Genomic DNA, 26,879 nt, shown 5'->3' with positions numbered 1-26,879 from the left:
GAGATCGCCGGCGCGCGCCCGGCCGCGGCGTCACGGGGCGGCCGGGGAAAGCGCGCCCTGGGAAATCCTCGGCGCGACGGCCTCCGACGCTCGCCGCCGGGCCTCGAAGGCGCGCAGTCGGCCAGCGTCGGGCGCCGCCGCGTCCCCAGATGCAACTACCGCACACAAGAACGCAATTCTGAGAGCGCTCTCTCACACTTCAGCGCGTCCGGTAAGAAATCTGGTACGGACCATTGACATGGACCGGCCACTCCCCTTTTGCTGGCCGTCGTTCACCGCTGAACTCCACCCGGCGGCCGACGTCCGCCCGTCTCCGGAGCCGCGACGATGAAACGATGGCGTGCCCCTCCTGATCTCCCTGTGGTGAGTCCGACGCCTCTCGGGCAACGGCCCACTTTTCCTTCTACCGGGGCGCATTCAGTCCACCCGCTGCCTCGACGCCTCGCCCCGGAGCGACGTCTTCACCCGCGCCGGCATCCCGTTCGGCCCGGCACGCGGGGTCAGTCCCCCCTCTCACGCCGGCCGTCGGTGATCTCGGCGTGCGCCGACGACGTCGTCACCGGGCGGGCGGCGGCAGCGGACCCCGTACCCAGATGACCCGGCAGGAGTGACAGCACGACGCAGGACGCCGACGAGTCGTCCGTCCGCGCCTCACACGGGCCGCGCCTCACACCGGACGCGGTCTGCTGCCGTCGCCGACTGCCTGTCGCCCGACGCCCGTCGCCCGACGCCCGACTGTCGGGCATGCCCCCGCGTCCACGCCCCACAGCCCCGCACCTCTCACGCAGTCCATCCCCCCATGATCAGGAGGACACGTGCTCATGGCGCGCAAGCCACTGACGTCCTTCCTCGCCGCGGTAGTCGTCGCGGCCGGACTGACAGCCTTCACCGGCGCACCCCCGGCCCAGGCCGCGGTCCCCGCCACGATCCCGCTGACGTACACGAACAACTCAGGCCGCAGCGAGCCGATCTACATCTACGACCTGGGGACCCTGCTGTCCACCGGCCAGCAGGGCTGGGCCGACGCCAGCGGCGCCTTCCATGCCTGGCCGGCCGGCGGGAACCCGCCGACCCCCGCGCCGGACGCCTCCATCACCGGCCCGGCGAACGGCCAGTCCACCACCATCCGCATCCCGAAGTTCTCCGGCCGGATCTACTTCTCCTTCGGGCAGAAGCTGGCGTTCAAGCTGACCACCGGCGGCCTGGTGCAGCCCGCCGTGCAGAACCCGTCCGACCCGAACCACGACATCCTTTTCGACTGGACCGAGTACACCCTCAACGACGCCGGGCTGTGGATCAACAGCACTCAGGTGGACATGTTCTCCGTCCCTTACACCGTGGGCGTCACCGGAAGCGGGGGCGCCAAGACCACGGGAACGCTCAAACCCGGCGGGTACAACGGCTTCTTCAACGCGCTCAAGAGCCACCCGGGCGGGTGGGCCAACCTCGTGCAGACCCGTTCGGACGGCACCGTGCTGCGTGCGCTGAACCCCGGCCACGGCATCGAGTCCGGCGCACTGCCGGCCGGCGTGATGGACGACTACGTCAACCGCGTGTGGTCGAAGTACGCCACGACGACGCTGACCGTCACGCCCTTCGCCGACCAGCCGAACACCAGGTACTACGGACGGGTCTCCGGCAACGTCATGAACTTCACCGACGGCTCCGGCGCGGTGGTCACCTCCTTCCAGAAGCCCGACGCCGACAGCATCTTCGGCTGCTACAAGCTGCTGGACGCCCCCAACGACCTGGTGCGCGGCCCCATCTCCCGCACTCTGTGCGCGGGTTACAACCGCACCACGCTGCTCACCAATCCGAACCAGCCCGACACCGGTTCGGCCGGCTTCTACCAGGACGGGGACACCAACTACTACGCCCGCGAGCTGCACGGGCAGATGGCCGACGGCAACGCGTACGCCTTCGCGTTCGACGACGTCGGCAACCACGAGTCGCTGGTCCACGACGACAACCCGCAGTCCGCGTCGATCACACTCGACTCGTTCAACGGCGGCGGGGGCACTGGTCCCTCCGGGCCGGTGGACACCTCGGCCTGGTACAGGATGGTCAACTCCAACTCGGGCAAGTGCGTCGACGCCTCCGGTGGCGGAACGACCAACGGCACCCCGCTGATCCAGTGGACCTGCGGCGGCCAGACCAACCAGCAGTGGCAGTTCGCCCGCACCGACGGCGGCTACTACACCCTCACCAACCGCAACTCCGCCGCCAACCGTCAAGTCATCGACGACCCGGCAGGCTCCGGCGCCGACGGCACCGCCCTGGACACGTGGAATCAGGACGGCGGCGCCAACCAGCAGTGGATGCCGGTGGCCCAGCCCGACGGCAGCTACCACTTCGTCTCCCGGGCCAGCGGCAAATGCCTGGACATCGCGGGCTTCTCCACGGCCGACGGCGCCACCCTCGAGCAGTGGACCTGCAACGGCGGCTCCAACCAGTCCTTCCGACTGGCCACCGCCTGAGCACTCGCACAACGCGGCCCGGCCCTGTTCACGAAGGGCCGGGCCAGCGCCTGGCACATCATCCAAAGTATGACATGACCCGATCAATGACATCGAAAGGACGACGACGATGAGACACAAGCTCCGAAGAGTGGCCGTGACGCTCGCCGTGGCCGGAACCTCCTTAGCGGTGCCCCTCACCGCACAGGCCACCGGCACCGCGCACGCCACCGGCACCGCTCAAGCGATTGGCGCCGCCCAGAGAACCGGGACGCAGGCCGCGACGGAGACGGCGGCCGCGCCGAGCACCCCCGCCTCGTGCGCCAAACCGCTGTTCCCGGGTGCTCCGGTCTGCTTCTCGCGCATCCGCACGGACATCCCCGCCCGGCACGACAACGCGCTGGCGCCGCACGCGGCGCCGTCCGGCTACGGCCCCTCGGACCTGCAACGCGCGTACAACCTCGCCTCGGCCGCAGCCTCCAGGGGCGGCGGGGCGACGGTAGCCGTCACGGAACTCGCGGACGACCCCAACCTGGAGTCGGACCTGGCCACTTACCGGTCGCAGTACGGCCTTCCCTCCTGCACGACGGCCAACGGCTGCTTCCGGAAGGTCAACGGCAGCGGCCAGCAGGGCAACTACCCGCCCGGCGACTCCGGGTGGGGCACCGAGGCGTCGCTGGACATCGACATGGTCTCCGCGGTCTGCCCGCTGTGTCACATCCTGGTGATCGAGTCCGGTGACCTGGTCGCGGCGCAGAACACGGCCGTCTCGCTCGGCGCGCGCTTCATCTCCAACAGTTGGGGAACGGGCGACGGTTCGGGCGACGCCGGCGCGGACGCCGACTTCAACCACGCGGGCGTGGCGGACGTCGCCAGCACCGGAGACGGCGGCTACGGGGTGAGCTTCCCGGCCACCTCCCGGTACGTGGTCGCCGCCGGCGGCACCTCGCTGCGGCAGAACTCCGGCACCGCGCGCGGCTGGACGGAATCGGCGTGGTCGGGCGCCGGGGCGGGCTGCTCGTCGTGGGAGAGCAAGCCGAGCTGGCAGAAGGACACCGGCTGCGCGGGGCGGCGGACCGTCGCCGACGTCTCCGCGGTGGCCGACCCCGGCACCGGAGTCGCGGTCTACGACACCTACGGCCAGGGCGGCTGGTTCGTGGTCGGCGGCACCAGCGCCTCCTCCCCGATCATCGCCTCGGTCTACGCCCTGGCCGGCGCCCCGTCCGATCCGGCGGCCTCGATCCCGTACGCCCACACCGGCTCCCTCTACGACGTCACCTCCGGCTCCGACGGCTCCTGCAACCCGTCCTACCTGTGCAACGGCGCGAGCGGCTACGACGGACCCACCGGCCTGGGCACGCCCAACGGCCTGGGCGCCTTCACCGGCGGTGGCTCCGGCTCCTCCGGCGGCCCGGTGACTTCGGGCATCGCCGGCAAGTGCCTGGACGACTTCGGAGGGTCGAGCGCCAACGGCACGAAGGCCGACCTGTGGGACTGCAACGGCACCCCGGCCCAGCAGTGGACCAGCAACGGCAGCACGTTGACGATCAACGGCAAGTGCCTTGACGTCACCGGCGCGGCCACCGCCAACGGGTCGCCGGTGGAGCTGTGGGACTGCAACGGCGGCGGCAACCAGGTCTGGCACGCCGGCGCGAACGGCAGCCTGGTCAACCCCGCCTCCGGCCGCTGCCTGGACGACCCCGGCTTCGCCGACGCCAACGGCACGCAACTCGACATCTGGGACTGCGACGGCGGCGCCAACCAGCGCTGGAACCTGCCCTGACGCCTGCGCTCCGGGGAGCGAAAGCGCTCCCCGGAGCACGGCGCCGCCACACCCCGGAGACCGACCGCCGGTTCCCGGGCGCCGTCGGCGCCCGCGGCATCGTCTCCGTCCTCAGCCTGGAGAGCGGCGACGGTGCGGACGACCGGGTCGGCCACCACTCCTGCCGGCGGCGTTCATCCCGCTCGGTCCGGCGGCGGGCCCGTCAGCAGGTGGTGTTCGTGGGATGCGTAGCGGGTGCGCTCCCGGGCCGCGGTCTTCTTGCCGGAGAGCAGGGTGGTGAGCCAGCCGGCGAGGAAGCCCGCGGGGATCGAGGCGAGGGCGGGGGTGTTGTACGGGAACCAGTCGAAGTCGGCTTCGGGGAAGGCGGACAGGGGGGTTCCGGAGACGAGGGTGGTGCCCGGGGTCAGCGCCAGGACGCTGAGGGAGCCGGTGATGAGCGTGGCGAGCAGCGCCGTCCGGGTGTAGCGGCGCCAGAAGAGGGTGTAGAGGAGCGCCGGGGCGATGGCCGAGGCGCCGAGGGTGAAGGAGGTGGTCGCCAGGGGCTGGAGGCTGCGGTGCTGGGCCATGGCCGCCAGCAGGATGACGGGGACGCCCACGGCCAGGGCGCAGAGGCGTGCCAGGGCGAGTTCGCGTTCCGGGGGCAGGGGGGCGGGGCGGGAGGCCGTCAGGTCGTGGGCGAGGGTGTTGGCGCAGGCGAGCGTCATGCTGGCGACGGAGGCGAGGAGGGTGAGGAAGACGGCGGTGGTGGCGGTGGCGAAGAGCAGGCTCTCGGGGCGGGAGAGGCCGGCGCCGAAGGCGGCGCGGGCGCCGAGGAGGTAGGCGGTGGTGCCGTGGGGGTCGGCTGCGGCGATGCGCGGGCGGCCGAGGAGGGCGGTGGCGCCGGTGCAGATCAGTACGAGCATCAGGATGAACAGCGTGACCGAGGAGACCGCCCAGGACATGGCCCGGCGGACCTGGCGCGGCGTGCCGGCGGTGTACATGCGCATGGTGACGTGCGGCAGGCAGGCGCCGCCCAGCACGATGGCGCACTGGGTGCTCGCCATGTCGAGGGCCGGGTGGGGGCTGCTGGAGTACTGAAGGCCCCAGCGCAGGTAGGCCGGTCCCGTACCGCTCTGCCGCGCCGCGCTGCGGAACAGGGTCTCGGGGCTCCAGCCGAAGGAGTGCAGGATCAGTCCGCTGACGACGAGTCCGGAGGCGAGGAGCATCACCGTCTTGAAGATCTGGACGAGCGCGGTGCCGCGCATCCCGCCGAGAGCCGCATAACTGATCATGAGTATCCCGGCTCCGACCACGCAGCCATTCTTCATGGCGGTGTCGGTGAAACCGAGTACATAGGAGAGGAGTTCGCCGACGCCGGCGAGCTGGACGACCATCATCGGGACGAGCGCGGTGAGGGTGACGGCGCAGGCCGTGATGCGGACGGAACGTGCCGGATGGCGGCGGCAGAGGACGTCGCCCATGGTGAACCGGCCGGTGTTGTGGAGGGGCTCGGCGAGCAGGAACATCAGCAGGAGCAGGGAGAGCACGGCGCTCAAGGCGAGGACCACGCCGTCGTAGCCGCACAGCGCGATGATGCCGCCGATGGTGAGGACCGTGGCGGCGGAGATGTAGTCGCCGGCGACGGCGAGCCCGTTGCGCAGGGGCGAGAGGGATCGGTAGCCGGTGTAGAACTCGGCCAGGTCGTCCGCGTCGGGGCCGGTGAGTATGCAGAGCAGCAGGGTCAGCGCGACGACGGAACAGAAGGCGACCAGGGACCAGGACTGCGCGGGGCCGCTGAACTCCGTCACGAGGCGCCCTTCCGGTGCGGGCGGGCCGGGTACGACTGACGGCGGGCGCGGCGCGCCAGCGGGTCGACGAAACGGCGCGCTGTGGCCTCGTAGAGCAGGACGGCCAGCCAGGTGACGGGGAGTTGGGTGAGGGCCAGCAGCAGGCCGGTGGGCAGTCCGCCGGGGCCCGGACGGGTCATGAGCGACGGGGCCTTGACCGTCAGCGTGAGGAAGGCGGCGAAGTAGCCGAGCGCGGTGAAGGACGCCACGCGCCGCTGCCAGCGGTAGGCGCGCCGCAGCAGGTGCAGGGTGCGGTGCGGGGCGGAGCGCCGGCCCGTCGGCTCGCTGTCGGACGGCTCCTGGCCGGTCGACCAACTGGGGACGTGCGCCGAAGGGTTGACGGGCGAATGAGGTTCGGGCGGCGGCCGGTCGAAGGGAAACTCGGAGCTGTCGTAGGACATGTCGGAGGCTCCTGGCGGGGACTGGGCCCGGAAAGAGACGGACCGCGTGCGCGGGGGGCGGCTCGGAGATCACGTGCCATGGGTCGCGGGTCGAAGGATCCGTATGTCGACATGTTCCCTGTCTTTGCCCATTCTTCGCCAGAGGGTGCGCCGTCGGCGGCCGTGCTGGCGGGACGCGTCGCATTGGTGATGTTCCGGAGCAGCGGTCGTGCCAGGTCCACGGGGTGACCGAGGGTGCCGGTCCCCTCGTTCCGTCGCAGGTGGAGGCGTCCTGGGGGTCGGGAGGAGCCGGTGGCGACGGTGGCGGGCCCGGTGCGGGGGACGCTCAGCGGGACCGGGACGGGCAGGAGGTGCAAACGAAGCTTCACGGGGCGCGCGAAGTAGTGCGCACGCGCCGGTGAGTGCGCCGTCGCACTCCGGCGCGGCGCCGCTCGGCGGTGCGGTGGGGATCGGCGGTGCGGCGCCGAACCGGGCGGCCAGCGACCGCGGCCGCCTAGCCGGCCGCCCCCGCGTCCTGCCCGCAGACCACCGCGGGGAGCACCGTCACGGCTCTGAGGTCACCGGTTCCCGTAGTCCTGCACCAGGACGCCGATGAGCGAGAGGAGGGCGTCGGCGCGGCGCCGGTCCTCGCGCTGGGCGCGGAGGGCTTCGTCGGCGGCCCGCAGGCGGGCCAGGGCGGCCGGCTCGCCGTCCACCAGGTCGTCGACCGTCGGCGTGGTCAGCAGGTCCACGCACTCGGTCAGCAGCCGACGGGTCGCAGGCGACGGCGGGCTGGGGTCGGGGTCGGCGTACGCGGTGGTCAGGTACCGTGCGGGGTCGGTGAGACGCCAGCCGACGACGGCGGAGTCCTGGACCAGGAGCGCCACGTCGGGCGCGATGCCGACACAGGCGTCCACCGGCTCGTCGAGGACGTCGAGGTCGCGCAGGCAGGTCAGCACGGCGTCCCCGGGAGCGCGGCACAGCACCGTGCACATCTCGTGCCGGAAGTCCTCGACCTCGTCCGCGCGGAGTCCGCCCGGTCGCACCGGGGGCATGACCGGGACGCGGACGGAGGTCTCGGCGGACGCGGAGACGTACGGCATCTGGAGCTCGGCCCCGACCAGCTTCCGGCTGACCGGGTCGAACCGCAGGACGTCGGGCGAGTCCCACAACCGGTCCTGGCTGCCGAAGGTGTCCGCGAGGAATCGCTCACGCTCCTTCACGTCCGCGTACCGCACGACGTCCACGGAGTCGCCGGTGAAGCGGGGGGCGATGCGCAGCGGATCGTCCGTGACCGTCGCGCGCCAGCCGCCGTCGAAAGACAGTTTCATGGTCATCCGTGCCTCATCTGATCTGCTTCGCCGGTGCGAGATAGCCGTCCTCGGTGGGAATCCTGCCCTGCACGATGTCCTCGTGGGTCACCGGGACGCCGGGGTCCGTCGGACTGCCGCCGAGCGCCTTGACGCCTGACTCGCCCTTGATGCCCGACTCTCCGTAGGCCGTGATGACCTGGCCCTGCTTGGAGCCGGGCCCGTAGACCACGGCGATGTCGTCGCCCTTGCGGTAGATGAAGTTCCCTGCCTGACCCGATGACTGGTACACCGCATCGGGCTCCTTCAGGATCTCCAGGACCCGTTCGTCGGTGAAACCGTGGCGCGTGTCCCCGTGGTACTTCGCGTGCTTGTTCATCTCACCGTTTCGCGCCCTGTCGGCGACGTCGTCGAGGATCTTGTCGATCCGATTCTGCGCCTTCTCGTCCTTCGTGTACTTGGGCATCAGGCCCAGCGGGTCGCACCCCGTGTACGGGTTGTCCACGTAGCCGAGGGGGTTGGGCGCGGGGGCGAGGCCGAGCGGGTCCGGGGAGGTGTAGCGGCCGGTCTGGGGGTCGTAGTGGCGGAAGAGGTTGTAGTGGAGGCCGGTCTCGGGGTCGTAGTACTGGCCGGGGAAGCGGAGCGGGGTGTAGGCGTCGCCGTCCCTGGCCCAGGCGGCGGCGCCCCAGAGGGTGCTGCGGCTGCGCCAGGCGACGCCGCCCGTCTCGTCGACGAGTTCGGTGGGCGTGCCGACCAGGTCGGTGACGATGGCGAAGAACCGCCGGTCGACCTCCTGTTGCCGGCTGTCGGCCGTCAGGATGCGCTCGGTCTGGGCGAGCGGGACGACGTCCCGGTGGTCCCAACTGAGGGCGACCGTGTGCGGGAGGTCCGGCCGGTGGCTGGTCTGCTCGCAGAGGGTGAGTCCGTCCCAGGTGAAGCGGACCTCCTCGACCACGCTCTCGCCGTCCGCCGCCAGACGCTGCTTCGCGGTGCGGCGGCCCAGCGGGTCGTAGCGGTAGCGCCACCGGGCGCCGTCGGGGGTGGTGACGGAGGTGAGGCGGTTCTCCGTGTCCCACTCGTAGCGCCAGGTGTCCGGCTTGCGGGACAGGCGGGTCTTCTGCCGCAGGGTGACCCGGCCCAGCGCGTCGTGCTCGAAGCGGACGCTCCCGGCACGGGTGATGCCGGTGCCGCTGTAGGTGCGCGGTCCGATGGCCTCGCCGCCCGGGTGCCGGTCCGGCCAGGTGGCCGAGGTCTGGTTGCCGGCGTCGTCGTAGGCGTACCGCTCCGTCCAGCCCGGCGCGTGCACGGCGGTGACCCGGCCCATCGGGTCCAGGTCGAACGTGCGGGTCCCGGAGAGCCGGTCCGCGACAGAGAGCAGGTGTCCGTCGGCGCGGTAGCCGTAGGCGCGGCTGTTGACGGCACGGGCGCCGGCGGTGACGTGCTGCGTGGCGAGCCGGCCGGCCTCGTCCCAGGCCGAGGTCACGGTGAGCGCGTCGCCGAAGGCCCGGACCAGTTCGCGACCGGCGGCGTCGTAGGCGAAGTCGACCGGCCGGCCGCCGGTGGTCAGCCGTGCGGGGAGCCCGTCGGAGTCGTAGGCGTAGGAGGTGACGTGGCCGGTGGGGGTGGTCCGGCGAACGCGCCGGGCCAGGTCGTCGTAGGAGTAGAGCATCGGGCGGCCGTCCACCATCTCCGTCTTGACCAGCCCGCGGCGGTCGTACTGGTAGCGCAGCTCGCCGTCCGGTCCGACCGCCTCCAGGAGGCGGCCCGCCCGGTCGTACGCGTACGTCGTCACCCGGCCGTCGACGGTCTTGGCGAGCACCCGGCCCAGTGCGTCGCGCTCGAAGGAGACGGTGCCGCCGAGGGCGTCGGTCCGGGCGGTGAGGCGGCCGGCGGCGTCCACGCGGTAGGTCAGGGTGCGCCCGTCGAAGTCGGTCTCGGAGACGATCTCGCCGACCGCGTCGTACTTGTACGTCCAGCTCAGGCCCTGCGGGCCGGTGACCCGGGTGAGGCGCAGCTCGGCGTCGTGCTCGAACGCGTAACGGCCGCCGTCGGGAAGGGTGGTGGCGAGCGGGAGGTCGAAGTGGGTGTACTCGTGGCGGGTGACGGCTCCGGCGGCGTCGGTGTGCGCCGTGCGGTTGCCCTCGCCGTCGTAGGTCCATGCCTCGCTCGCGCCGTCCGGGCCGGTGCGGCGGGCGAGCCGGCCGTCCGCGTTCCACTCCAGGAGGGTGACGCCGCCCGTGGGGTCGGTCACCCGGACCGGGCGGCCGAGCCCGTCCCGCTCGGTGCGGGCGGTGGCGCCGGACGGGTCGGTCACCGCCACGGTCCGCCCCGCCGCGTCGCACGTCACACGGGTGGTGTTCCCGAGGGCGTCGGTGACCGAGGTGGGGCGGCCCGCGTCGTCGTAGGCGACGCGGGTGGTGCGTCCGGCGGGATCGGTGTACGCGGTGCGGTTGCCGCGCTCGTCGTAGGCGTACGCGGCGCGGGCGCCGTCCGGTCCGACGACCTCCGTCGGCAGCCCGAACCGGCCGCGCACGACTCGCAGTTCGGAGCCGTCCGGGCGGACGGCCGCGATCAGCCGGCCCTCGTCGTCGTAGGCGAAGCTGTTCGTGGCGCCGAGCGGGTCGGTGCGGGACAGCAGGTTGCCGTGCGCGTCGTGGCGGAAGCGGGTGGTGCGGCCGAGCGCGTCCGTGGTGGCCAGGATCCGGCAGTGCGAGCCGACCAGGTGCCGGGTGGAGCGGCCGTCGGCGGTGGTGAGCGTGGTGGTGCGGTGACCGGTCCCGGGGTCGGGTTCGGTGTACGTCAGGGTGATCTGGACGTGGCCCGCCTCGCCGCCCTCGGCGACGACCCGGTCCCGGTCGTCGTAGACGTAGTCGTAGCGGCGGTCGTTGGAGTCGGTCCAGGCGATGACGCGGCGGCGTTCGTCGTAGGCGAAGGCGGTGACGGCGCCGGACGGGCGGGTGACGGTGGTGAGGTCGCCGTTCTCGTAGCCGTAGCCCATCAGCGGCAGGTCCGCGCCGCTCTCCCCGGCGCCCGCGAGGAACAGCGCGGTCACCCGCCCGTCGGCGGTGGCCAGTCGGACCTGGTGGCCCGCGGAGTGGACGAGGGCCAGGGGCAGTCCGTCGTCCGTCCGGTCCACGGTGACGCTGTGGCCGCCGCGTTCGCCGATGCCGGACAGCCAGGCGGTGCCGTCGCCTCCCGGTTCGGCGCCCGGCGGGGCCGTGAAGTGGCGGACCACGCCCGAGTCGGGGTCGGTCAGCGTGTAGTCGCCGTCGGTGTCACGGGCGAGCAGCACGCGCGCCGTGGCGCCCGGCCGCGGTCGGGTGGGGTCGCCGGGGACCGGGTGCGGGTAGGCGATCAGGAGGCCGTCGGCGGTGACGTGGACGACGCCGACGGCGTCGATCTCCAGCCGCTCGTCCACCGTGGACGTCCACGACGGCCCTAGGAAGCGGCCGGCCGTCAGACCGGACTCGGTGCGGCGAGTGAAGACCAGCGGCAGGATGCCGGGGATCTCCACGTCGGTCTGGGGCAGGAACATCCGGCCCGTGGCGAGGTCCACCGGGTCGGAGCCGTCGGTGAGTCGCCCCCCGTCCGGGCGCCCGTGGGCCCCCTCGTCGACGTCGTCGAGGAGCCTGCGCACCTTCGAGGCCTCCGAGGCGTCCTCGGCGATGCGCACGCCCTTCACCGCCGCGCCGCCGCCGTCGGTGGCCACGGTCAGCAGGATGTCGGGGATCAGCCGGCCGAACCCCTCGGCCGGGTCCTTCATGAAGTCCTTGACCATCTGGGCGCCGGTGCCGACGGGGTCGTTGGCGGCCACGACGAGGCCGGCGGCCAGGCTGTCGAGGGACGTGGCGTACTCGGCCGGGTGCGTGAGGTTGTACGGGTCCATGGGATTGACGCCGCGGACGAAGTTCACGATCCCCGCGGTGCCCTTGACGAAGCCGCCGGCCACGTGGTCCTGCATGATCTGCACTTCGCCGAAGCCGTCGCGCACCTGCTCGGCGTAGGACGGCTTCTTCGGGGCCATGTCGCGGGCGGCGCGCACCGCGGAACGCGCGGTCTCCGCGGCCGAGTTCCGCTGCTTGCGGGCCTCGGCCAGGGTGTCCTGCGCGTCCTTCATCAGCTTCTTGCCGGGGTCGTCGAACGTCTCGGCGGGGCGTGGCGGAAGCGAGGACGGGTCGCGTTCGTCGGCGGGCTGGGCGTTGTAGCGGTCGACGGCCTTGTTGTAGGCGTCGACCTTTCCGCGGTGGGCGTCGGCGGCGTCCTCGGACGCCTTGACGCCCTCCTTCCACTTGTCGATCGCCGTCTGCGCCTGGCCCTGGGCCCAGGTGACCGTGTCCGCGAACGACTCCAGCGCGCTGATCGCCTTGACGCAGGCCTCACCCGCCGTGTACCAGCGGTGCGGCTGCTCGCCGACGGTGGTGCGCAGCGCGTCGGCCGCCTCGCCCTTGAGCCGGGAGGTGTCGAGGCCCCTGAGACCGTCGCCGGTCTCGTTGAAGGACGACTCGAAGGCGCGGAGCTTCGCGGCCACGGCGTCGATCTTGCTCGGGCTGCCGTAGATCAGCTTGGTCTTGTCCTCGGTCTGCCCGAGGTCCATCTCGTCGACCTCGGCGCCCAGCCGGTTGGCGACCGAGCGGGACTGCTCGCGCACCCAGTCGGCGCCGGACTCCCAGCCGACGTCCTGCAACCGGTCGGCGGTCCAGTCGCCCGCGTCCTCGACCCGGTCGCCCACCCACGCGACGCCGTGCTCGATCTTGTCCTCGACCGAGTCAGGCGTGATGTCACTGATGAAGTCGCCTATGCCCACCGTCAGTTCCCCCCGGACTCACCCTGCTGTTGCTGCTGCGCGCGCTCCTGCGGCGACGGTCCGAAGGTGTCGTCCAGCGCCTGGTTCCACTGGTCGTCGGAGATGCCGAACGCCTTGTTGAGCAGTTCCGACTGCTGGCCGCCCCGGCCTTCGGTGAGCACGGTGCGGCCGGTGTCCTTCCAGGTCTGCGCCATGTCGTGACCGGCCTTGTCGAACGACTCGGCGCTGTAGTCGGGGTGCAGGTAGTCCGGGGTGAAGACGTCGCCCCAGTTCTGCTTGGCGACCTCCTCCTCACTGGCGTGCGGGTCGCCGCCGAACAGGGAGTTGGCGCCCACTTTCAGCGAGCCCGCGACGTACTGGTCCTCCTCCCACAGGGTGCCCGCCGCCAGGCCGAGCCGGTTCGCGATCTCGCTGGCGTCCCGGACCAGGGCGCGCACGCCCCACTCCCAGGACTCGCAGAAGTCCTCGAAGTCGACCGAGAGGCCGTGGTGTCCGGCCTCCATTCCCATCATCGCCAGCTCCGAGAAGCCCTTCCCCATGACGGAACCGGTGGCACCGCCGAGGTCGCCGAGCTGTTCGATGGTCGCCCCCAGGCCCTGCGTGAACTTGGCGACGGCCTCCTTGTCCATCTGGAGGTCCTTGCCGTCGCCGCTCATGACCGCCCCTCCCGCGCCGGGCCGGCGTCGACGGCGACCGCGTCCGGGACGATGCCGACGACCGGCGGGAAGAACATCGCCCCCTCCTCGGCGGCGACGTCGACGGCGAGACCGGCGGGCTCGCCCAGGGCGGGCACGATCTCGTCGACGATGCGCGCGCCCAGCAGAGCCGCGTAGTCCAGGGGCCGATCCCCCGGCCCGTGGTGCAGGGCGAACCGGGCCAGGGCGGCCTCGTCGGTGAACCCGCAGACCCACCGCACCCCGCCCGCACGCACCGACCACAACCCTCCGTCGGCCACCGGCACCAGAAGGACCGAACGGCGCATCTCACCGATGAGGGCGCGAGGGTCGTCGCCTCCGCTTCTCCGCTCGATAACGCGCTCGGCGAGCGCCAACCTCGGCTGCCCCACGCTTTCCTCCCCCGCCGTGGACGACGAACGGCACCATAGACCAGGACGCGCGCGAACGCCCCGGTGGTTCTGTGGGGCGGTGCGAAACAACCGGATTACCCGGCGACGGAGTGCGTACGGCAACCCAAGCCAGCTCTCCACATCCTGGGGCAGGCGTCGTGACACGGAAGGCCACCGACGCCGCCGTACCAGCAGAGCCGCACAGGACGCCTTTGCGAGCGATGCGGTGGCGGATGCCACGGCCGCGAAGCCTTGCCGTCGCCCAGGCGATGCTGGGCTTCGCCTCGGAGTCCGGGTGGCTGCGGTTCGTCTCCTCCCGCCTCGGCGCGATGTTCCCCTACGTTCCGAAGCAGCCGGGCTGGAACAAGCGGCTGAGGGCTGCTTTGCCGCTGGTCAAGCGGGTGATACGGCTCCTCGCGACGGACACCGGCTTCTGGTTCGACAACCACTGGATCATCGACTCGACCCCGGTCGAGTGCGGTCGCTCGCGTCCCACGGTGAAGCGGTCGGACCTGGCCGGCTGGGCCGGATACGGATACTGCGCCGACCACTCCCGTTCTTCTGGGGCCTGCGGCTGTACCTGGTGTGCACCCCAACGGGCATGCCGGTCCTGTGGGCCCTGGCGCACCCGAACAGCACGACGGCCGGACCTTCGAGGGCGTCGCCGTCCGCGTCGCCCAACGCGTCCTCGCGCTGGCCGCGGCGATCTGGCACGACCACAAGACCACGCAGCCGGTCATGCGATCCCTGATCGCCTACGACCACTGATCACATCTGAATGGCTCGTCTAGCCGGTGCCGCCCTGTTGATCGGGCCTCGGTTAACCTCCGCCTAAGCGGAGGTGAACCGACGAGTGGGACCAGCGGGGCCTGGAGCAGAACGTCCTCTCCGCGCGAACGGTGTTGGCGGAGTGCACTTGTTCCGTAGCTGCGGTATTCCAGTGCCAAGGCGCCACGGAAGCCACGTGCCATCGCCTGTCCTCGGGGGAACCATCTGTGACTGAGCGTGGTAGTTGGCCGCGCAGAGCGGTGGTCGGGTAAACCCCCCTCGGGTACGTCTGGAGGCCGTCGCTAGGCTCCGGGCCCATGACCAGTGATTTGGGGTTCACCTGCGGGTGCTGCGGGGCCCAGCACCCTGAGCTGCCGATGAACTACACGGCGGAAGCCCCCGCCGTGTGGGATCCGGCCTTCGCCGACGCCGAGGACTGCTTGCTCTCTACGGACCAGTGCGTGGTACGCGGGCAGCACTACTTCGTCAAGGGCCTGATCGAGATACCGGTCATCGGCGTTGACGAGGTGTTCTCCTGGGGCGTCTGGGTCTCGCTCAGCCGAGAGAACTTCTCCCGGGCCTCGGATCTGTGGGACAGGCCCGGTCGCGAGGCTGAGAAGCCGTACTTCGGCTGGCTCTCCACAGATCTTCCGGTGTACCCGGCGACGACGCTCAACCTGAAGACGCGCGTCCATACCCGTCCGGTCGGCGAGCGCCCCTCCGTCGAACTGGAGCCCACCGACCACCCCCTCGCCATCGAGCAGCGCACAGGGATCAGCCTGGAGCGCCTGCGGGAGATTGCGTCAACCGTGCTCCACGCCGGTGCTGGCGAGCAGCGGTAACGGCTGACCAGCCCGTATCGCCCGTCCCGGTCGCGCCTGCCGGCCTGAGCCGCAGGGCCCAGCGGTTTATCGAGACGGAGGGCATCCGCGTTCGCCGGCAGGACATACGACGCCACCGCGACGCGTGGATCGAGCACGGGATCCCCGCTGCGGAGATCGAACGGGCAACTGCCTTCCAGGAACACTGGGGCGGCCTCGCCTTGCCGCCAGCCCCGTCCACGAGGGCGGTCCGCGCATCCTGAACGCCGACTGCCCAGAGGAAATGTCCGCAGAAGGCTGGTCGTTCCCGGCAGGGGACTGCCGGGTGTTCATGGCATACAGCTTCGTGATCGGCCCCGACGGTGCGTTCGGCATCGCCGCCGACCGCTGGACGCCCTTGCATGCCAGTACTGAGGGATGGGTGGAACCCCTGGCGCTCGCCCCTCATGCCCGCCGCTGGACCACAACCGTCACAAGGAACACGCGCAATACCGTGCACGCACTGGATCTCGGCGAATTCGAACCGGTCCCCGCAGTACAGGGTGTGACGGACTCTTGGTGGCGAGGCAAGAACTCCCTCATCGCCGTGTACCGGCGTGAGGCCGTGGGCCTTGGCGCCCCGCAATGCCTCGAAGCGCACATCTACGGGGGTCTCGACGAGTGGGGCCTCCATGGCGGCTGACCCGCGGGCCTTGGAACTGGGTCTGCCCGTGCTCAGTAACAGCAGGGCAAGGAAGGAGCTGGCTCTGTTCCGCGGCGGCAAGGCAAGATCGACTGTGTGATACGCAATCCTCACGACGATGCCGAGTTGCTGGCCTTGGTTCGCCGCTATGTCACGCCCGAGCGGCGCTACCTGAAGCTCGGCGGCGGCTTGCTGCGAACGCAAAGTCCTGATTGTGACCGATTCATGCGAGATCTCCGTGAGGACGCAGGACTCATCACCGCCGATGAGATCGCCAAGCTGCTTGAAGGCGGCTGGCGAGAGCGGAGAACTGCGGCTTGGCTCGTAGCTGTCTCCCGCCGGACCGAGTTCCGTGAGCGTCTCGGGGAACTCCTGCTGGCCAGCGAGGTCTGCTGCGCTGGGCTGGCCTACAGCGTGGCCCTGGCCAGTTTTGGAACGGCGCGCGACGCCGATCTGCTCGCCGCCTACCTGGATCGCTACCTCCGTCGTCCTGACCTCGGGTACGACCAGACTGTCGTCATGGGCGCTCTCCAGTTCATCGACCTGAACCTCGGAGGTGGTCAAGCCGACCGCTTCCGGCAACCGGGTGGCCTATGGCAGCAGTGGCTCCAGGACGCACCGCACATGCAGGACGACTCGGACCCCACACCCTCATCCTTGAGCCTCATTCGTCGGCTCTGCGCGTTCATCGACGAATGCGCCGAGGCGCGATGACCGGCCCCATCTCCCGGTGGTCTTTCTGGGCCGTGATCGCCGCCCGGGGGAGCGGTCAGATCTGTGTGCGGGACGCGATGTAGTCGAACCAGTCGCGTCTGGCGTACCCGGTCCAGCGGGTGGCGTTGCTGATGCTGGTGCCGGTGAAATCGGCGAGGACGGACGCCGGTAGGTCTGTGGCGAGCACGAGACGAGCGTTGTTGCGGCCGGCGCGGGGCGCGATGCCGTGTCGGCGGAGCTTCAGATTGAGGTAGGTGGCTCCGAGAGGGCGGGCGGGCTCCTGGCCGGGGAACAGCCACGGTGTTGTGCTGGCTGTCTGATCGAGCTGCCAGCGGGCCTGGCACTGGTCGCGTTGCGCACGGACCAGTCGGGCAACTTCGGGCGGCAGCGGAAGGCGATGGCCTGCGAGGTTGAGCGCCACCATCGCGTTGTCGTCCATGACGTCGCGCACGGTGAGTTCGAGCAGTTTGGTGTGCTGCAGCCCGAAGAGGAGCGTCAGGGCACCGGCCGTACGAACATCGAGAGGCAGAGAATCGTCGCCGAGACACCGGTGCAGTTGCTCGGCCTGCTCCTCGTCTGTCATGAAGACGCTGGGGGCAGCGATGCGTGCCCGGGGAACTACGATCTCGCCGACAAGGCCCCGACCTCGCGCCCAGGTGAGCAAGGCACGCACTTCACGACGTTCTACAGTTCCTTCCTCTAGCCACATCTCGAGTGCTGGCTGTGTGAGTTCCCCGAGAGCGGTGCCGTGTTCGTCGAGCCAGTCGAGCAGTTCCAGGGCCCGGCGCAGTCGTGATCGCATCTGGTGTTGTGTGCTGGCGCGTGGCGGGCGGTGCCGGTGGCCCCGGCGGATGCGGTGGAGCAGATACCAATGGGTGAAGGGGGTGACGAGCTGTCGCTGAGGGAGCGGTGCCTGGGCCAAGAGGGCGTCCGCGCAGCGGGGCAGAGCCTCCAATCGTTCGTCGCGCGGCGGCAGCACCGCGGCGGCGACGAGGACGTCGCGGATGTAGCGAGTGGTCGGCCTGTTAGGTAGATCGTCGAGCTGTTGGTGGGTGATCTCCTCATCGGAATCGGCTAGGGCCTGTCCGGCGGATCATGGTCGGAGCCATAGGCGGATTGCTGCTGTGGTGACGGTGCCGTGGAAGACGTAGGCCCGCTTGTCGTAACGGGTGGCGACGGCTCGGGAGTTCTTGAGTCGGTTGACGGTCCGTTCGACCTCGTTGCGGCGCCGGTATCGCTCGCGGTCGAAGCCGGTGGGTCTTCCGCCCGTGCTGCCTCGGCGTCGGCGGTCGGCTCGCTGGTCCTTCGGCTCCGGGATCGTGTGCTTGATCCTTCGTCTTCGCAGGTAGCGGCGGTTACGGCGGGAACTGCAGGCCTTGTCGCCGCTGACGTGATCGGGCCGGGTCCGGGGCCGTCCGCCTTGCGGCCGTGGCACCCAGATCCGGTCCAGGACCTCGACCGTCTGCGGGGCGTCACCCCACTGCCCCGGCGTGCGGCCTACGATCACGACGCCTACGAACAGCGCAACACGGTCGAGCGCTGCATCAGCAAACTCAAGCAGTGGCGCGGCCTGGCCACCCGCTACGACAAGACCGCCACCATCTACCTCGCAGGACTCCACCTCGCCGCCATCTTCATTTGGTCGGCAAGGTGATCCGAAAGAAACGGCCTAGCCGCTCGAAGAGCTCCCGCGAACTCCGTGTGCATGACGCTCACCGTCGGCCTCTGTCGCCCCTTCAGCGGCGCCTGTCCCTGTGGCCTCTACTGTCCGGTGAGGTCGAGCATGGGCTTCGGCAGGCGGTCGCCCGCCAGTTGGAGTTTCGAGGCCGCCGCGTCGATCTCGGCGAGTTCGTCGGCGGTGAAGGTGACATCCGCGCCACCCAGATTCTCCTCCAGGCGGTGCAGCTTCGTCGTGCCGGGGATGGGCACGATCCAGGGCCTCTGCGCCAGCAGCCACCCCAGCGCGAGCTGCGCGGGCGTCGCGCCCTTGCGCGCCGCCACCTCGCGGATGAGGTCGACCAAGGCCAGGTTCGCCTCACGGACGTCCGCGGCGAAACGGGGGACGGCGCTGCGGAAGTCGCTCTCGTCGAGGTCCGTGGTCAGGTCGATCTTGCCGGTGAGGAAGCCCGCGCCCAGCGGCGAGAAGGGCACGAACCCGATGCCCAGTTCCTCGAGTGTGGGGAGGATCTCGGTCTCCGGCCCGCGGTACCACAGCGAGTACTCGCTCTGCAGCGCGGTGACCGGCTGCACCGCGTGGGCGCGCCGAATGGTCCGCACGCCCGCTTCCGAGAGGCCGAAGTGCCGGACCTTGCCCTCGGCGATCAACTCCCCGACGGTGCCCGCGACGTCCTCGATCGGCACCTCGGGGTCGACGCGGTGCTGGTACAGGAGGTCGATGTGGTCCGTCCTCAGCCGCTTGAGCATGGCAGCGACCGCCGTGCGGATGTGATCGGGGCGGCTGTTGAGACCGCCGACCTGCTCGCCGGTCTCCACATCGATGTCCATGCCGAACTTGGTGGCGATCACCACGTCGCCGCGGATGCCCTCGAAGGCTTCACCGAGCAGCTTCTCGTTCTCCAGCGGACCGTAGCCCTCCGCCGTGTCGAAGAACGTGACACCGCGTTCGACGGCCGTCCGCAGGAGGGCGATCATCTCCCGCGGATCCTGCGGCGGCCCGTATGGCCCAGTCATGTTCATGGTGCCGAGCCCGAGCGCGGAAACCTCGAGACCGCTCTCACCCAGGAATCGCTTCTGCATTTCTTCTCCCTTTTTCTGTACGGATTTCTCGGACGGCTCTTCCGCACCGTTCTCGCGTGACCGGTGGCACGGCGGACTCATCGATGACGTTGAGAACGTGGGCCGACGCCCCGGCCGGCTGCGGTGTCGGGGAACTCGAGCCTCGCGGTCGTATCCCACGTCGGCATCCGGACGCGAGCGGCGTCGAGCAGACGTCCCGAGCGTCACGTCGAGCGAGCCGTGTTCGTCGGCCAGCCGATCCGCGCCGGGGATGGTTGAGGAGACCCGGGACGGCCGGTGCCTCGGAGCGTCGGCGAGGCGAGGCAGGCGGTGTCGACGACTTCCGCCGGTCGAGTCGGCCACGGTCATCCCGGCCGACGTTTCTGGGCTCGCGCCCCATTCGTGGTCCTCACCGAAGGCCGATGTACCCGGCGAAATCGTGCCGACCCGCAGACCGGAGCGTCCGAGCCTGATGTCGGATCCGGGGAGGTCATGAGTTCCAGGTAACCGCCGCCGACGGCCGCAGCCCTAGAACGATCCTGCCCGCCCCTTGCCTGATGCTGTCAACCTCGCGGTGATCGTACGTCCGCATGCTCTACTGAGAGCATGGACCTGCTGCTCGATATCAGGCACGCCATCTCGCGTCACGCGAGAAAGGGCCTGACCGCGACCGCGCTGCCGGGCTTGTCGGTCCTACGCGCGCCCCGGACCACCGAGCCGGTCGGTGACGTCCTCGAACCGACCCTCGTTCTGGTCGCGGGCGGCGTCAAGCACACTGCTCTGAACGGCGAGGTCTACCGCTACGGCGCCGGCGATTACCTCGTCGCGTCCGTCGATCTGCCCGTCGTCGGCAACATCGTCGCCGCGGACCACGACGATCCCTTCCTGGCCGTCGTATTCCGTTTGGAACCCGACCGGATCGCCTCGCTGCTGTTGGATACCGGCACCACCGGCACCACCGGCACCACCGGCACCACCAGCCGACGGCCAGGCGCGCACTCGCCGTCGGCCTTCGGCGTCGGCCAGGCCCCACCGCCGCTGCTGGACGCGATCGCGCGGCTGCTCGCGCTGCTGGACAACCCCCAAGACGTGGCCGCGCTCAGCGCCGGCATCGGGCGGGAGATCCTCTGGCGCCTGCTCACCGGACCGCAAGGAGCCACGATCCGCCAGATCGGCCTCCCCGACAGCCGACTCGCCCACCTCACCCGCTCCATCCGCTGGATCCGCGACCACTACGACCAACCGCTGCGCGTCGCCGACCTCGCCGCGGCCGCCGCGATGAGCCCTTCCTCCTTCCACCGCCACTTCCTCACCGTCACCTCCATGACCCCCCTGGAATACCAGAAGCACCTCCGCCTCAACGAGGCCCGTATGCGCCTGCTCACCGGCGCCCACGAAGTCGCGGAAGTCGGGCACTCCGTCGGCTACACCAGCGCCTCCCAGTTCAGCCGGGAATACCGCCGCATGTTCGGCGCCCCACCCAGTCAAGCCGTCGACACGTCGCCCATGCGGGTCTGACCAGCGTCACTGGTCTCGACCGGTCATGGCCGTTCGAGGCTCTTCGGCTCGATGGAGCCACCTGCATGGCCGGGGACGTCGCGGTGCGCACAGAGAACGAGGATGCCTCCGCCCCGCAGGGCAGCCGCGCGTCTGCGCGTTTCACGCGGTCAGGGGGCGGCCGCTGCGGGGTGTGATGGCGGGAGGATCGTGTTGATGCCGGCCTTCATCCTGCGGCGGGCTGCGGTGGCGGCTGGTCGCAGGCGCGGAGAGCGTCATTTCAGCGTCAAGATATCGCCCGTAACGCCCACACCGCACATAGCGCACATAGCGCACATAGCGCACACCACTGAAACCCGCAGGTCAGACGGCTTTTGCGGCCGGTTCAAGGATCGCCACGCACTCCACGTGATGCGTCATCGGAAACAGATCGAACACCCGCAACGTCCGCACCCGATACCCCCCTTCCCGGAAGTAGCCCAGGTCGCGGGCCAGGGCTGCCGGGTCGCAGGCCACGTAGGCGATGCGGCGGGCGTTCAGGGAGGTGAGGTGGGCTACTGTCTTGCGGCCGGCGCCGGAGCGGGGCGGGTCGAGGACGATGAGGTCGACCTCGGTGATGCCGGTGCGCGGGAGGACGGAGTCGACCTTGCCCTGTTCGACGCGGACGCGGGGGAAGTCGGCGAGGTTGTGGCGGGCGTCCTCGACCGCGCGCTTGCCGGACTCGACGCCGAGGACGGCGCCCTTGTCTCCGATCCGGTCGGCGAGGGCGCCGGCGAAGAGGCCGACGCCGCAGTACAGGTCCAGGGCCATGTCGCCCTTGCGCGGCAACAGGCCCTGCATGACCGCGGTGACCAGGGTGTCCGCGGCCTTCGGGTGGACCTGCCAGAAGCCGCCCGAGCCGACCCGGTGGGTGCGGCCGTCGGCGCGTTCGCGGACGAAGGGGCGGCCGTGCACCCGGTGCACGCCGCCGTCCTTCTCCTCGACCCGGAGGACGGAGACCGGCTTGTCGAGTTCGACCAGCGGAAGGCGGCCGCCGGGGCGCGGGGTGAGGATCACCTGGCGGTCCTGCGAGCCCGTGGCCGCGATCGCCTCGACCGTCTCCATGCCGGTCCAGTCACGCTGCTCGACGCCCAGCTCGCTGACGCCCTCCGCCGCGATCATGCAGTGCTCGACCGGCTCGACCTCGTGCGAGCGGTGGCGGCGCAGCCCCGCGCGGCCGGTGGCCGGGTCGACGGCGTACTGCACGCGCGTGCGCCACTGCGGGACCTCGCCCGCGGGCAGCTTGTCGCCCTCGGCGGGCATCACCGTGCCGTCCCAGCCCGCCTCCTCGGGGGTGAGGCCGGCCAGCCGCTTGAGCTGCTCGGCGACGACCTCGCCCTTGAGGCGGCGCTGGGCGCCCGGCTTGGCGTGCTGCCAGTCGCAGCCGCCGCAGCGGCCGGGGCCGGCGTAGGGGCAGGGGGCCGGGACGCGGTCCTTGGACGCCTCCAGCACCCGTACCGCGTCCGCGCGCAGGAAGCGGGCGCCCTCTTCGCCCTCGGTCACGCGGGCCACCACGCGCTCGCCGGGCAGGGTGTGCCGGACGAACAGCACCTGGCCCTCGGCGGTGCGGGCGATGCAGTGGCCGCCGTGCGCGACGGGGCCGACCTCGACCTCGTACTCCGCGCCGACCAGCGACGTCGGCTGGTCCTCCGCCCGCGTTCCCACCCGCGCGTTCTTCGGTTCTGCCTGCATGGTGGGTGACTCCAGATCGGATCAAGGGGTACGGCGGCCGGACAACAGCCCACCAGTCTACGTGGACGCCGTCCGGCCGTTCGCCACGAGGCCGCGGCGGCAGGCCAGGGAGGCGCACCTCATGGGGCTCCATCCCGGGGAGCCCCATGGGGCCGCGGCCGGTTCACCGGTCCGCGGCCCCGGACCGGCTCAGGCCCGCGACGTGGGCTCGGTGGGCGCCTTCGCCGCCGCCGCCTCCTTGGGGCGCGTGTGGTGGGCCGGGCCGCGGCGCACCGCGCCGGGCGCGCTCCACTCCTGGCGCCTGCGGGCCCGGTTGCGGGCCGCCTCGGAGGACGCGAGCTGGTAGGGCACCGAGGTCACCATGACGCCCGGCGTGAACAGCAGTCGGCCCTTGAGGCGCAGCGCGCTCTGGTTGTGCAGCAGGTGCTCGTACCAGTGGCCGACGACGTACTCGGGGATGATCACCGAGACCGCGTCGCGCGGGGACTCCTTGCGCAGGCTCTTGACGTACTCGATGACCGGCCGGGTGACCTCGCGGTAGGGCGAGTCCAGGACCTTCAGCGGCACGTCGATGCCGCGCCGCTCCCACTCCGCGCGCAGCGCCTTGGTCTCCGTCGGGTCGACGTTGACGGTGAGCGCCTCCAGGCTGTCGGAGCGCATCAGCTTGGCGTAGGACAGGGCCCGGAGCGTGGGGCGGTGGATCTTGGAGATGAGGACGACGGAGCGCACCCGGGAGGGGCGGACCAGGTCGTCGCTCGGGCCCTCGGGGGCGGCGATCTCCTCGGCGACGCGGTCGTAGTGCTTACGGATCGCGGTCATCGTCGCGTAGAAGATGCACATGCCGAGCAGGGCCACCCAGGCGCCGTGCGTGAACTTGGTGAGCAGGACGACGACCAGCACCAGGCCGGTGAGGCAGGCGCCGAAGGCGTTGATGGCGCGCGAGCGGATCATGTGGCGCCGCTTGGCGGTGTCCTTCTCGGTGGCCAGGTGGCGGTTCCAGTGCCGGACCATGCCGATCTGGCTGAGCGTGAAGGACACGAACACGCCGACGATGTAGAGCTGGATCAGCCGGGTGGAGTCGGCGCCGTAGACGACGGTCAGCAAGGTGGCCGTGCCCGCGAGCAGGACGATGCCGTTCGAGAACGCGAGGCGGTCGCCGCGGGTGTGGAGCTGGCGGGGCAGGTAGCGGTCCTGGGCGAGGATCGAGCCGAGCAGCGGGAAGCCGTTGTACGCGGTGTTCGCCGCGAGGAACAGCACGAGGGCCGTCGCCGCCGCCAGGACGATGAACAGGAAGCTGCCCTTGCCGAAGACGGCCTCGGCGACCTGGGAGATCACCGGGTTCTGGACGTATCCGGCGCCGATCGGCGTGCTGCCCCTGAGCAGGTCGGTGGCCGGGTTCTCGGCCATGTGGACCTTGGTGGTCATGGCGAGGCCGATGATGCCGCAGAACATCGTCACGGCGAGCAGGCCCATCAGGGCCAGCGTGCTCGCGGCGTTCTTCGACTTGGGCTTGCGGAAGGCCGGGACGCCGTTGGAGATCGCCTCGACGCCGGTGAGGGCGGCGCAGCCGGAGGAGAAGGCGCGCAGCAGCAGGAAGACCAGCGCGAAGCCGGCCAGGCCCTGGTGCTCGGCTCTGATGTGGAAGGCGGCGGTCGGCGCGCGCATGGCGTCCCCGAGGACGAGCCCGCGGAACGCGCCCCACAGGATCATGACGAAGACGCCGCCGACGAACACGTAGGTCGGGATCGCGAAGAGCTTGCCCGACTCCTTCACGCCGCGCAGGTTCATCAGCGTCAGGAGCACGATCACGGTGACCGCGCAGAGCACCTTGTGCTCGACGACGAAGGGGATCGCGGACCCGAGGTTCTCGATGCCGGAGGAGATCGAGACCGCGACCGTCATCACGTAGTCGACGAGCAGGGCGCTGGCCACCGTCAGCCCCGCCTTGGCGCCGAGGTTGGTGGTGGCCACCTCGTAGTCGCCGCCGCCGCTGGGGTAGGCGTGCACGTTCTGCCGGTAGGAGGCGACCACGGTGAACATCAGGACCACGACCGCGACCGCGATCCAGGGGCTGAAGTGGTACGCCGACACGCCCGCGATGGACAGGACCAGCAGCACCTCGCCGGGCGCGTAGGCCACGGAGGACAGCGGGTCGGAGGCGAAGACGGGAAGAGCGATGCGCTTGGGCAGCAGGGTCTCTCCCAGCCGGTCGCTGCGCAGTGCGCGCCCGATCAGGATCCGTTTGGGCACGTCGGTCAGTTTGGACACAACAAAGGATCGTAAGGGGTCGAACTGAAGGTCGCCCACCTGCCGCCCGAGATCTGCCTCACGAGTGAATTCCCGAGCCGGGAGCGCTGCGGATTCCGCAGGTGAGAGGGGCCTGTGCCTAGATGACGGAATCTCGCGACTCGAACGTCCGCCGTCTGCCGTCCCTCCCCCGCCTCCTCGCCCATTGCAGCTCATTGCGCCCGGTTTCGCATCTGTTCTCCGTGACGTCCCCGTCACCTCTCCGTCACGGATCCGTCTCCCCCGAACGCCCGGAGGTCCCATGCCCCCGACCGCGGAGCTGATCGGCGCCGCCGCGGCGCTGCTGAGCCTCGGGTTCCTGACCCTGTGCAGCGTGCGCAGCATCACTCGCCGAGCGCCCGCGGAAGCGGAATAACGTCTTGGGTCCGGGCCCGCGCGGGTGCGCCGCCCCGATCCGTCCGCCATACGGCACAGGGGTGCCCACCCCGCCCCGCGCGTGTGTAGCTTGTCACTCGGTCTGAGACCCTGATGGGGCTGAGCACTAGCCATGGACACCGGAAGGACGGTCGTGCACATCGTCATCATGGGCTGCGGGAGAGTGGGCTCCGCTCTCGCCCAGACCCTGGAGCAACAGGGGCACACGGTCGCCGTGATCGACCGGGACCCCACCGCCTTCCGCCGGCTGGGTCCCGGTTTCGGCGGCCGCAGGGTCACCGGGATCGGCTTCGATCAGGACACCCTGCGCGAGGCGGGCATCGAGGAGGCGGGCGCGTTCGCCGCCGTCTCCAGCGGCGACAACTCGAACATCATCTCGGCCCGGGTGGCCCGGGAGATGTTCGGCGTGCAGAACGTCGCGGCCCGCATCTACGACCCCCGCCGCGCCGAGGTCTACCAGCGCCTGGGCATCCCGACCGTGGCCACGGTCCGCTGGACGGCCGATCAGATGCTGCGCCGGCTGCTGCCCTCGGGCGCGGAGCCGCTGTGGCGCGATCCCACCGGCGGCGTCCAGCTCGCCGAGGTGCACGCCTCCGCGAAGTGGGTCGGCCACAAGATCAGCACGCTTCAGGAGGAGACGGGCGTCCGGGTGGCGTTCCTGACCCGCCTCGGCGAGGCGATGCTGCCGACCTCGCAGACCGTGCTCCAGGAGGGCGACCTCGTGCACGTGATGATGCGGACGGACGACGTGGAGAAGGTCGAGGCGGCGTTCGCCGAGGGCCCCGAAGAGGAGAGCGGTCACTGATGAGGGTCGCCATTGCCGGAGCCGGCGCGGTCGGTCGGTCGATCGCGGGCGAGCTGCTGGAGAACGGACACGAGGTCCTTCTCGTCGACAAGGCGCCGACCGCCATCTCGGTCGAGCGCGTCCCGCAGGCCGAGTGGCTGCTCGCCGACGCCTGCGAGATCACGTCCCTGGACGAGGCCGCGCTCCAGCGCTGCAACGTCGTGATCGCCGCCACCGGCGACGACAAGGTGAACCTGGTCGTCTCGCTGCTGGCGAAGACGGAGTACGGCGTCCCGCGCGTCGTGGCCCGCGTGAACAACCCCAAGAACGAGTGGCTGTTCAACGAGTCGTGGGGCGTGGACGTCGCGGTCTCCACCCCGCGGCTGATGTCCGCCCTGGTGGAGGAGGCGGTGAGCGTGGGCGACCTGGTGCGCCTGCTCCGCTTCAGCCACGGCGACGCCAACCTCGTGGAGCTGACGCTGCCGGAGGAGTCGGCACTGGCCGGCACGCAGGTCGGCGACGTCGAGTGGCCCGAGGACACGTCCCTGGTCACCATCATCCGCGGCACCCGCGTGCTCACCCCGTCCCAGGAGGACTCCCTGGAGCCGGGCGACGAGCTGCTGTTCGTGGCCGCGCAGGCCCGCGAGGAGCAGTTGGAGGACCTGTTGTCGGTCCGGCGGGCGGACGCGCAGGGCTGAGCGCCCTGACGGCGGTAGAGAGGCGGGGCGCCCCGGAGATCTCCGGGGCGGGCAGGCGGGCACGGCGTCACCGCCCGCGACGGGCCGTCCCGAACAGGGAGCGGGTGATCTCCTTGCCGATCTGCGTGCCCACGGAGCGGG

17 protein-coding genes and 5 pseudogenes are annotated in these 26,879 nt (G+C 70.8%); 11 read left to right on the top strand and 11 right to left on the bottom strand.

The window, feature by feature from the left end:
• Positions 1–821 precede the first annotated feature (821 nt).
• The 3 genes and pseudogenes from ABZ861_RS27575 to ABZ861_RS27565 form a co-directional block, all read left to right on the top strand.
• Positions 822–2,006 (top strand): annotated as a pseudogene (locus tag ABZ861_RS27575) (glycoside hydrolase family 64 protein); the annotation flags it as partial.
• A gap of 30 nt (positions 2,007–2,036) precedes the next feature.
• Positions 2,037–2,477, top strand: coding sequence for an RICIN domain-containing protein (locus tag ABZ861_RS27570; RefSeq protein ID WP_361635570.1), 441 nt, complete (start codon positions 2,037–2,039; stop codon positions 2,475–2,477).
• A gap of 109 nt (positions 2,478–2,586) precedes the next feature.
• On the top strand, positions 2,587–4,239 hold the full coding sequence (locus ABZ861_RS27565) for a ricin-type beta-trefoil lectin domain protein (protein WP_361635376.1): 1,653 nt from the start codon (positions 2,587–2,589) through the stop codon (positions 4,237–4,239).
• 173 nt (positions 4,240–4,412) lie between these two features.
• Here ABZ861_RS27565 and ABZ861_RS27560 read toward each other — a convergent pair whose 3' ends face one another.
• The 6 genes from ABZ861_RS27560 to ABZ861_RS27535 form a co-directional block, all read right to left on the bottom strand.
• Complete coding sequence (locus ABZ861_RS27560) at positions 4,413–6,026, bottom strand: cation acetate symporter (protein ID WP_361635373.1); 1,614 nt, start codon at positions 6,024–6,026, stop codon at positions 4,413–4,415.
• Positions 6,023–6,466, bottom strand: coding sequence for a DUF485 domain-containing protein (locus tag ABZ861_RS27555; protein ID WP_361635371.1), 444 nt, complete (start codon positions 6,464–6,466; stop codon positions 6,023–6,025). The genes ABZ861_RS27560 and ABZ861_RS27555 overlap by 4 nt, the downstream gene beginning before the upstream one ends.
• Before the next feature lie 557 nt (positions 6,467–7,023).
• Positions 7,024–7,782 carry a hypothetical protein gene (locus ABZ861_RS27550; protein ID WP_361635368.1) on the bottom strand — a complete coding sequence of 253 codons (759 nt, stop codon included), beginning with the start codon at positions 7,780–7,782 and terminating at the stop codon, positions 7,024–7,026.
• A gap of 7 nt (positions 7,783–7,789) precedes the next feature.
• Complete coding sequence (locus ABZ861_RS27545) at positions 7,790–12,559, bottom strand: putative T7SS-secreted protein (protein WP_361635365.1); 4,770 nt, start codon at positions 12,557–12,559, stop codon at positions 7,790–7,792.
• A gap of 2 nt (positions 12,560–12,561) precedes the next feature.
• Positions 12,562–13,215 (bottom strand): hypothetical protein, encoded by a 654-nt coding sequence (locus ABZ861_RS27540; protein WP_361635363.1) that lies wholly within the window; start codon positions 13,213–13,215, stop codon positions 12,562–12,564.
• Positions 13,212–13,541 (bottom strand): SseB family protein, encoded by a 330-nt coding sequence (locus tag ABZ861_RS27535; RefSeq protein WP_361635360.1) that lies wholly within the window; start codon positions 13,539–13,541, stop codon positions 13,212–13,214. The genes ABZ861_RS27540 and ABZ861_RS27535 overlap by 4 nt, the downstream gene beginning before the upstream one ends.
• Positions 13,542–13,837: 296 nt before the next feature.
• On the opposite strand from ABZ861_RS27535, the pseudogene ABZ861_RS27530 reads away from it, so the two are divergent.
• The 4 genes and pseudogenes from ABZ861_RS27530 to ABZ861_RS27515 all read left to right on the top strand — a co-directional run bounded on the left by ABZ861_RS27530 (position 13,838) and on the right by ABZ861_RS27515 (position 16,610).
• A pseudogene (locus ABZ861_RS27530) lies at positions 13,838–14,393 on the top strand (hypothetical protein).
• A 377-nt stretch (positions 14,394–14,770) separates the two neighbouring features.
• Positions 14,771–15,235, top strand: coding sequence for a DUF2199 domain-containing protein (locus ABZ861_RS27525; RefSeq protein WP_361635568.1), 465 nt, complete (start codon positions 14,771–14,773; stop codon positions 15,233–15,235).
• A gap of 44 nt (positions 15,236–15,279) precedes the next feature.
• A pseudogene (locus ABZ861_RS27520) lies at positions 15,280–15,896 on the top strand (hypothetical protein).
• A 96-nt stretch (positions 15,897–15,992) separates the two neighbouring features.
• Complete coding sequence (locus tag ABZ861_RS27515; RefSeq protein WP_361635358.1) at positions 15,993–16,610, top strand: DUF6000 family protein; 618 nt, start codon at positions 15,993–15,995, stop codon at positions 16,608–16,610.
• Between the two features lie 55 nt (positions 16,611–16,665).
• Here ABZ861_RS27515 and ABZ861_RS27510 read toward each other — a convergent pair whose 3' ends face one another.
• Together ABZ861_RS27510 and ABZ861_RS27505 are read right to left on the bottom strand one after the other, a co-directional pair.
• On the bottom strand, positions 16,666–17,412 hold the full coding sequence (locus ABZ861_RS27510; protein WP_361635355.1) for a hypothetical protein: 747 nt from the start codon (positions 17,410–17,412) through the stop codon (positions 16,666–16,668).
• Positions 17,413–17,703: 291 nt separating this feature from the next.
• A pseudogene (locus tag ABZ861_RS27505) lies at positions 17,704–18,102 on the bottom strand (transposase); the annotation flags it as partial.
• 9 nt (positions 18,103–18,111) lie between these two features.
• Here ABZ861_RS27505 and ABZ861_RS27500 point away from each other — a divergent pair.
• A pseudogene (locus ABZ861_RS27500) lies at positions 18,112–18,264 on the top strand (transposase); the annotation flags it as partial.
• A 107-nt stretch (positions 18,265–18,371) separates the two neighbouring features.
• Here the strand turns inward: ABZ861_RS27500 and ABZ861_RS27495 are convergent.
• A complete protein-coding gene (locus tag ABZ861_RS27495) occupies positions 18,372–19,715 on the bottom strand; it encodes an aldo/keto reductase (protein ID WP_361635352.1) in 1,344 nt (447 codons plus the stop codon).
• A 237-nt stretch (positions 19,716–19,952) separates the two neighbouring features.
• Between ABZ861_RS27495 and ABZ861_RS27490 the strand changes: the two genes are divergently transcribed.
• Complete coding sequence (locus tag ABZ861_RS27490) at positions 19,953–20,864, top strand: AraC family transcriptional regulator (RefSeq protein ID WP_361635349.1); 912 nt, start codon at positions 19,953–19,955, stop codon at positions 20,862–20,864.
• A gap of 342 nt (positions 20,865–21,206) precedes the next feature.
• On the opposite strand, the gene ABZ861_RS27485 is transcribed toward ABZ861_RS27490, so the two are convergent.
• The gene (locus ABZ861_RS27485; protein ID WP_361635346.1) at positions 21,207–22,574 is read right to left on the bottom strand and encodes a TRAM domain-containing protein; all 1,368 of its coding nucleotides are present in this window, start codon (positions 22,572–22,574) and stop codon (positions 21,207–21,209) included.
• Between the two features lie 189 nt (positions 22,575–22,763).
• A complete protein-coding gene (locus tag ABZ861_RS27480; RefSeq protein WP_361635343.1) occupies positions 22,764–24,842 on the bottom strand; it encodes an APC family permease in 2,079 nt (692 codons plus the stop codon).
• A 547-nt stretch (positions 24,843–25,389) separates the two neighbouring features.
• Here ABZ861_RS27480 and ABZ861_RS27475 point away from each other — a divergent pair.
• Both ABZ861_RS27475 and ABZ861_RS27470 read left to right on the top strand, forming a co-directional pair.
• Entirely contained in the window at positions 25,390–26,061 is a 672-nt protein-coding gene (locus tag ABZ861_RS27475) for a TrkA family potassium uptake protein (protein WP_361635565.1), read from the top strand.
• Positions 26,061–26,738 carry a TrkA family potassium uptake protein gene (locus ABZ861_RS27470; protein ID WP_361635340.1) on the top strand — a complete coding sequence of 226 codons (678 nt, stop codon included), beginning with the start codon at positions 26,061–26,063 and terminating at the stop codon, positions 26,736–26,738. Before ABZ861_RS27475 ends, ABZ861_RS27470 begins: the two co-directional genes overlap by 1 nt.
• Positions 26,739–26,879: the final 141 nt, after the last annotated feature.

The sequence above is a fragment of the Streptomyces sp. NPDC046985 genome (assembly GCF_040644415.1).
Lineage (GTDB): Bacteria > Actinomycetota > Actinomycetes > Streptomycetales > Streptomycetaceae > Streptomyces.
Note: the sequence above shows the minus strand (reverse complement) of the source record. Positions and strands in the feature narration are given on the sequence as shown.